The 8040-nt window shown below is 42.9% G+C and carries 7 protein-coding genes and 1 pseudogene; 7 read left to right on the top strand and 1 reads right to left on the bottom strand.

Features of this window, described 5'->3' with window-relative positions; genetic code table 11:
• Positions 1-255 precede the first annotated feature (255 nt).
• The 7 genes from KSW37_RS14620 to KSW37_RS16090 all read left to right on the top strand — a co-directional run bounded on the left by KSW37_RS14620 (position 256) and on the right by KSW37_RS16090 (position 7170).
• A complete protein-coding gene (locus tag KSW37_RS14620) occupies positions 256-1128 on the top strand; it encodes a nucleoside phosphorylase (protein ID WP_217315110.1) in 873 nt (290 codons plus the stop codon).
• A gap of 220 nt (positions 1129-1348) precedes the next feature.
• On the top strand, positions 1349-2737 hold the full coding sequence (mnmE, locus tag KSW37_RS14615; RefSeq protein ID WP_217315108.1) for a tRNA uridine-5-carboxymethylaminomethyl(34) synthesis GTPase MnmE: 1389 nt from the start codon (positions 1349-1351) through the stop codon (positions 2735-2737).
• A 310-nt stretch (positions 2738-3047) separates the two neighbouring features.
• Positions 3048-3980 carry a helix-turn-helix domain-containing protein gene (locus KSW37_RS14610; RefSeq protein ID WP_217315106.1) on the top strand — a complete coding sequence of 311 codons (933 nt, stop codon included), beginning with the start codon at positions 3048-3050 and terminating at the stop codon, positions 3978-3980.
• 124 nt (positions 3981-4104) lie between these two features.
• Entirely contained in the window at positions 4105-5079 is a 975-nt protein-coding gene (locus KSW37_RS14605) for a site-specific integrase (RefSeq protein ID WP_217315104.1), read from the top strand.
• Between the two features lie 436 nt (positions 5080-5515).
• Positions 5516-5725, top strand: a complete 210-nt coding sequence (locus KSW37_RS14600) for a helix-turn-helix domain-containing protein (protein WP_094379258.1) — start codon at positions 5516-5518, stop codon at positions 5723-5725.
• 156 nt (positions 5726-5881) lie between these two features.
• On the top strand, positions 5882-6691 hold the full coding sequence (locus tag KSW37_RS14595; RefSeq protein WP_094379256.1) for an immunoglobulin-like domain-containing protein: 810 nt from the start codon (positions 5882-5884) through the stop codon (positions 6689-6691).
• A gap of 119 nt (positions 6692-6810) precedes the next feature.
• On the top strand, positions 6811-7170 hold the full coding sequence (locus KSW37_RS16090) for a hypothetical protein (protein ID WP_254368690.1): 360 nt from the start codon (positions 6811-6813) through the stop codon (positions 7168-7170).
• 104 nt (positions 7171-7274) lie between these two features.
• On the opposite strand, the pseudogene KSW37_RS14585 reads toward KSW37_RS16090, so the two are convergent.
• A pseudogene (locus KSW37_RS14585) lies at positions 7275-8027 on the bottom strand (relaxase/mobilization nuclease domain-containing protein); the annotation flags it as partial.
• Between the last annotated feature and the right edge of the window lie 13 nt (positions 8028-8040).

The following is an 8040-nucleotide window of genomic DNA, read 5'->3' as shown; positions in this document are numbered from 1 at the left end:
CAGGGCGATGCCCTGGGCTAGGAGCTTCTGCCCTTTCAGGGCGTGTGGAGCAAAAACTAGTATATAAAAGAAGAGAGATTTGAAAAGAGAAGGGCAAGTTCCATTTCCGGAACCTGTCCTTCGTGCTTTTTACTGTTTAAAATCATTAAAAAAATATTGCATTTCATTTTTTATTCGTATCTTTGCTAATCTTAAAAAACAAAGGGCGAAAAGCCCTGATATAAATAAAATGTATAACTTAAAATCAAAAGAACCATGAGCAAATATTTTGCAGAATCAGAATTGATAATCAATGAAGACGGAAGCTGCTTCCACCTTCATCTTCGCCCGGAACAAGTGGCTGATAAAGTAATCCTCGTTGGCGACCCAGGTCGCGTAGCCCTCGTAGCCTCCCATTTCGATGAGAAGGAATGCGAAGTCTCAAGCCGAGAATTCCACGCCATTACAGGCACATATAAAGGTAAGCGAATCACCGTGCAGAGCACCGGAATAGGATGCGATAATATCGATATCGTAGTCAACGAGCTCGATGCGCTGAAGAACATCGATTTCAAAACCCGCACCGAGAAACCCGAGCACACCACGCTCACCCTCGTGCGCATCGGAACCTGCGGCGGCCTGCAGCTCAACTGCCCAGCCGGAACCTTCGTAGCCTCACAGAAGAGCATCGGTTTCGACGGACTCATCAACTTCTATGCCCGCCGTAACGAAATCTGCGACCTCGAAACAGAGGCAGAATTCAAGCGCCAGGTAAAATGGAACGACCAGATTGGCAACCCATACTGCGTAGACAACGACCCAGAACTGCTGGAGAAGATTGCCGGCGATGATATGGTTCGTGGAATCACCATAGCCTGTGGAGGTTTCTATGGTCCACAGGGCAGAGAACTCCGTGCCCCACTTGCCGACCCGGAACTTAATCAGAAGATTGAAGCATTCGAGTATAACGGTCTGCGTGTCAACAACTTCGAGATGGAGAGCTCAGCCCTCGCCGGTCTTTCCCTCCTCCTCGGCCATAAAGCACTCACCTGCTGCATGGTCATCGCCAACCGCCGTGCCCTCAGCGCCAACACCGGCTACAAGAGCACCATCGACAAATTGATAAAAGTTGTATTAGACAGAATCTAGTCCTTTGCGCAACACGCCCTGAACCAACGGTCACCGGCCGAAGGGAAAGGTAAAGAGCGGTCATCCATTGCAGCAACACGCCCTGAAAGAGCGGTCATCCATTGCAGCAATACGCCCCCTGAAAGGGCAGAAGCTCCTAGCCCAGGGCAACGCCCTGGGTTAAACAGCAAACACCCCTGTCGCCCTGAAAGGGCAAAAGCTTTAAAATAAACAAGAAAGAATGAAGAATCAAGAAGAATGTATCTGCGCCCTGGCAACACCTGCTGGTGGCGCCATCGGAATCATCCGACTCAGCGGCCACGACGCCATTACCCTCACCGACAAAATCTTCCAGTCTGCCAACGGCAAATCCCTGGAAGAAGCCAAGCCCTACACGCTGCATTATGGCGAAATCAAGGATAAGGACGGCAACACCATCGATGATGTACTGGTGAGCGTGTTCAAGGCACCCCACAGTTATACAGGCGAGAACTCCACCGAGATTTCCTGTCATGGCAGCCGATACATTCTTCAGCAGGTTCTCCATCGCTTTACGGAGGTAGGATGTCGCCAGGCAGAACCGGGCGAATACACCCGTCGTGCCTATCTCAACGGCAAGATGGACCTCTCTCAGGCAGAAGCCGTAGCTGATCTCATCGCCTCTACCAACAAGGCAACCCACAAGATGGCGCTCAGCCAACTGAAGGGTCATTTCAGCAACGAACTCTCCCTCCTTCGCGAAAAATTATTAAAGATGACTTCGCTCCTGGAGTTGGAGCTCGACTTCAGCGACCACGAAGAACTGGAGTTTGCCGACCGCAGCGAACTCCAGGCACTAGCCGAAGAAATCAATCACAAGATTACCACCCTCGCCCACTCCTTCGAAACCGGCAATGCCCTAAAGCAGGGAGTAGCCGTAGCCATCATAGGCAAGACGAATGTGGGCAAGAGCACCCTGCTCAACCGTCTGCTCCACGAGGAGAAGGCAATCGTGAGCGACATTCACGGAACCACCCGAGATGTAATCGAAGACACCACTCTCATCGACGGAATCACCTTCCGCTTTATTGACACAGCCGGAATCCGCAAGACGGATGATGTGGTAGAAAACATCGGAATAGAGCGCACTTTCCAGAAGATGGAAGAAGCGAAGATAGTAATCTGGCTATTAGATGAGCAACCATCAGCCTCAGAAATCGAGGAGATGAAGCTGAAGAACCAGGGCAAGAAGCTGCTGGTAGTATTTAATAAGATGGATAAACTTGCGTTCGATAAGTTAACCCATTCCTGCGGCTCAGATTCCAGCGAACCAGAAGCCCCACTCTTCATCAGTGCCCGCACAGGCGAGAACGTTTCATCCCTGGAGCAGGCATTAGTAAAAGCCGCTGATATTCCTGAGATTACCGAGAACGATGTCATCATAACGAGTGCCCGCCACTACGAGGCCCTACTCCGTGCCCATGATTCCCTCTCCCGAGTATTGGAGTCGATGGAAATGGGCATGAGCGGCGACATCATCGCCGAAGACCTCAAGATGGTATTGGAAGAATTGGGCGAAATCACTGGCGGACAGATCAGTAGCCAGGAAACGCTAAACAATATCTTCAAGCACTTTTGCATCGGAAAATAAGTCGTGATAAACAACGATTAATATCGACAACAAATGATAGTTAAGGTGCTCAAAATGAGCACCTTTCTTTTTAGCCTTACTATTGGTTATAATCAATGGTAAGGCTTTTTTAGCACCTTTTTGTACCGCTCTTGTACCTCCACTTTTCAAAAGTAATAATTTGAGACTCCATTTTTGGCAAATGAGTGCAAGATTGCCGAGAGTTTTGGACAATGATGGACGATGATATAAGACTATTGAAAGAAAACGGGGTAATGACAGACGACTTTTTCTACAATAAATTAAGTATAAAAGTATAAAAAGCGTACAAATGACAGCAAGCAAAGAAAGAATTCTAAAAATTTGCGAGTATTGTGGGAAGAGCTTCTATGCATCAAAATCCACAACTCGTTATTGCTCCAAGCAATGCAACAGTTATGCCTATAAGGCAGCAAAACGTGAGGAGAAAGTAAAGATGGCTGAGACTATGAGCCACCGAAAAGCTTCCGAGAAATCCATGTCTGAAATCCTCGTGAAAGAATACCTCACTATTCAAGAGGTCGCTATACTTTTGGGACTAAGCAGACAGACCATATATAATATGGTGTATAGTGGTAAGTTGCGAGCATCCAAGATTACTTCTCGTTTATCTTTAATCAGAAAGCGAGATATAGATTATCTTGTTGATAGTTTGCCATACACCTCAAAAAAAAGTGCTTCAAAAGAAGCAGTTCATGCAAACCGAGAGCTACCTGTTCCAGAATATTACTCTGCCAAGGAAATAGCAGAAGTCCACAACACTTACGAGACCGCCATCTATGAGATAGTCAAGAAAGTCAAGATTTCAAGAATATCCATACAAGGAAGAGTATATTGGAACAAGAAAGAGGTGGATGATTATTTTGCACACCTGTCTCCAGATCCAACCATCAGTGAATGGATGACTGTTATGGACATTCAACAGAAATATTGTATGACGAAAACAGCCGTATATAGTTTCGTTAGTCACAATGCTATTCCAAGAAAAATGGAAGGTAACAATGTTCTGTATTCCAAGCGTCATGTACAATTGGCAAAAGGTGAATCCGTAGAAGACCAACTTTATTATACAATACCGGAGGCCATGAAGTTGTATGGTTTAAGTCAGGACCAGATTTATAAGCGTATCAAGAAATACGCTATTGAAAAGGTGAAGATTGGCAAGTATATCAAGATTTCCAAGCGAGATTTAGAGAAAGCTATCGGCAAGCCTAAGGTTATTTAGCGGTTATCAAAAGGTTAAGTTGTACCCCATTACATAACTCTATTATTTTGCAATCGATTTCAAAGATCTCTTAATACGGGATCATATATGAAACATAAGTATCACATTATAAAAAGTAAACATCATGGTAAATACATGTACAAGAGTTTCTCTTCGCCAAAGAGCGATTAAAAACGACCGTATTTCTCTTTATTTGGATTTCTATCCACCAGTACGCAACCCTGAGACTATGCAAATGAGTCGCAGGGAATATTTAGGTATCTATATCTATGCTCATCCAAAGAATGAGATGGAACGTGAGTTTAATACAGATATGCTCAACAAAGCAGAGGCCATCCGTTGTATCAGAACCCAATCACTCATCAATGAAGAATTTGGTTTTTTGGACAAAACACGACAGAAAGCTGATTTTTTGGCATACTTTGAGAAGATGACACATAAGAAAGATGACAAGTGGACATGTGTCTACAAGCATTTCTTCAAATTTGTTCAAGGTCATTGTACATTTGGGGATGTGACAGTGGAACTTTGCAAAAAGTTCAGAGAGTATCTTCTGAATGCAAATCAGTTGAATCGAACAAAACAAAAGGTATCTCTCAACTCTGCAGCAGGTTACTACTCTACTTTCCGTGGTCTCTTAAAAATCGCCTATCGTGACAAGTGGCTTCGTGAGAACATCAATGACTATCTGGACAAGATTGAGCCACAAGATGTAAAGAAGGAGTTTCTTACCCTCGATGAAGTAAAGCAGTTGGCAGCTACTCCTTGCGATATACCTGTACTGAAGTCAGCCTCCCTCTTTGCTTGCCTCACAGGATTGCGAATCAGCGACATCTTAAAATTGCGTTGGGAAGATTTCGAGATAGCTCCCGACCAAGGCTATTGCTTGCGTATTCGTACCCAGAAGACTCAGACCGAGGCAACCTTGCCTATCAGCAACGAGGCATACGAACTATGTGGTGAGCCAAGCACGGGTATCGTGTTCAAGGGATTGAAGCGCAGCATGATTAACCATCCCCTTAAAGCATGGTTGAAGAAGGCAGGAATCACCAAGCCATTTTCATTCCACGCAGCGAGTCACAGCAAAATCTTTTATTGATTGAATGTCAGTATGTTAAGTTCTTTAAAGAATGTGACTGCTAACGATTTAGAAACGAGCTATATTCTTTTTCTTTCACAACTTTGCAATATACAAAGAACGCTTTGATTTCGAGTGCAAAGTTAAATCTAATTTCTGAAAAACAACATTTTATGCTGTGATTTTACAAAATATTAAGATTAGTCTTTGCAAAGGTAAAAGAGTAGTTACCAACAGTAATTTTCATGTAACGTCATTTTAAGAGTATGGCAAAAAGAACATATTCATAAACGCATATATGTATCTTGCCATATTGGGAAATCAATTGCTTAGTTCCATTTTTGCAGATTATATTTATATTTTGTCTAAATTACGACGGAATACAGCAGATATTCAAGGGATTTGGATGGATTATCACGATAAAATATTATTTTTGTAGCGTAAAAACGATAAAAACATGAAGTTAAATCGCATAAGAGCAGTCTTAGAGGACAAAGGGATAAGCCAAACATGGCTTGCAAAGAAGTTAGGAAGGAGTTTCAGTATGGTCAATGCTTACGTATGCAACCGTTCTCAACCCAACCTTACCACACTTCTTGAAATTGCACAGTTCTTGTCTGTGGATATGAAAGAACTTATCACGGACAAAAAGGAACGCAATGATTGAAGAGATTATGAGAGACAAAATAATATCATAGCATCATTTTGTGGATAAACTAAAATATAATATTTGCAAAATAAATTGAACTTTTCTCATAAGAAAAGAAATATACTATAAGAGTTCATATCTCTCTACATGTTAAATTATTAATTGCTGATAACTATGAGACTGAAGCCAAAACTCCTCAATGCAATAATATTAGGATTGACAATGTTCCTTTCAATGCAAACAGCTTTTGCTGCTTGCAAACAGTCATTTGCCGCTCAACAAAAGAAGGTAGCGACCATTAGCAAAAAGAGAGTTGTCAAGAGCAAGAAGAGAACCTATCGCAAGGCTTCGGCGCGTAAATATTCGCATAGGGAACTGAACGCCATTATGCGGATACTTGAGCGGAAGTTCCTGTCGGAAGACAAGACCCCGGCCTTGCGAAATGTTGTTGGATTTGGAATGGGATCCAACTCCATTGATGTTGCGCTCCGTTGGAACACGAAGGAGAAGCAGCTGGAGTTTCGTAGGCAGATTTACAACTCGCCCGCCATCAGGTTTGAGGGCAAGTTGGACCCTATCATCGACAACAGGGAAGGCGTGAGCACCTACCAAGGCATCTCCCTCAAGGCGGAGAAGCCTTCCTATCCATTGAGCACCACGGAAATCAGATTCACGATTACCAACCATAGTGGCGAGGAATTTGTGTATGGCGAAGCATATAGCATCACAGCCCAAGGAGCGGATGGCAATTGGTTTGTTGTGCCCACCGATTGCTCGTTCACGGCCATCGGTCATGTTTTAAGCGATGGTCAAAGCGGCACCATCACGGCCCATCTTTTTCCCGATATTCTGCCAAACAAGCCAGGCGTCTATCGCTTCTTCTACGAAGATAACATAGATGGCAATAAGGTGCTGCTTATGGCAACCTTTGAGTTGAGAGAAACAAAATCGGAGAATTGCCGTTTTTATGGTGTAACTTTGTGAGGTAAATTAAGAAATAACAATGAAAATAACGATAATCAATAAAATCCTATTATGTTTTATCTGTAGCATTGTTCCTTACATATCAATTAAGGGACAATGCTTAGATTCACTAAAAAGGTGTGTGCTTACCTAATAGTATAGCGGAACAAATAGAAAATAACTATGAAGATAAATATACAAATGCAAGTAAAAATGTTGTAAACCTCATCTCTCCTAATAATTATAATTTTGTGGATGGAATATATGCTTTCAAAGGCATGGGACCACATTTTCCAAGACAAATTTTTGTCTATAAGAGAGAGAAAATTTTCATCTTTAATAGCCGAGGGGACTATAATCCAGAAGGTGTTATTATGGAATTCTGCTCTTGTATTAAAAAGTTAAATTTAACACACAAGGAAATTGTAGATTATCTTAATGTAATATGCTTATATTTACAGGAAGAAGAGGAAGCTGATTATGGAGATACGATAAAATAACTTAAGGAAAATTCCGTGGAACGAATTACGTTTCCACGGAATTTTTGTACAGCACAGAAAGGATGGCTTTTTCAAGTTTGCTTTTGTCAACACTTGCAGGGCTAAGAACTGTTTCCGCTCCTGCGTTCTTTGGTGAAGCAAAATCTCGCATTCAGTTTGCCAAAGCTATAGTCTCGGCTAATCTGTGTACCCTTGAAACTATATCCGTCCTTGCAGAATCGGATGCCTTGAACCTTGGTTTGCTCCTTATCCTTATAGACAAACTCTAAGTGAACACCTCGTTTTGCAAGTTCACTTTTGAACTCGTCCCAGCTATCTGCCATTCTCAATGCGCTCTTTACAGCATTGTGAATCTCATATTTGGCTCGCTCAGCATTGCGTAACTTGCGAGTATTAGTATTGCTTTTGTCCGTTCCGTAGGTAAATCCATACTTGGATTTAAGAGCCTTGGTCACTTGCTCATTACGCCTGTAATCATTCCTGTCTGATATGAGCTTGCCCTCGTTATTGATGCGGTTATACACGATATGACAATGTGGATTGTCGGTGTTGTGATGCCTTACGATGATGAATTGAGTATCTTTTATCCCCATCATCTGCATGTATTCAAGGGCTATCTTAGCCATGAATTCATCCGTCAAACGTGGCTTGTCCCCGGGCTTGAAACTGAGTGCAATGTGTCCCACAGGCTTCTTAATCCTTGGATTTAGCTGTCTTTGCAGCTCAAAACTTTGTACTATCTCGGCATTCGTGCCGAGTAACACTCCATCGGATGCAAGGATTTTCGCCTCGTCCTTGCCTGTCACGTAGCGGACGCAACCACCAAAAGAGCTGCACTTCTTTAGCTTGCCTATCATGTGGTATCCTCCT

Origin of the sequence: Segatella copri (assembly GCF_019127135.1) — a bacterium.
GTDB lineage: Bacteria > Bacteroidota > Bacteroidia > Bacteroidales > Bacteroidaceae > Prevotella.
The sequence above is the reverse complement of the archived record's forward strand: the minus strand, read 5'-3'. Positions and strand labels throughout refer to the sequence as shown.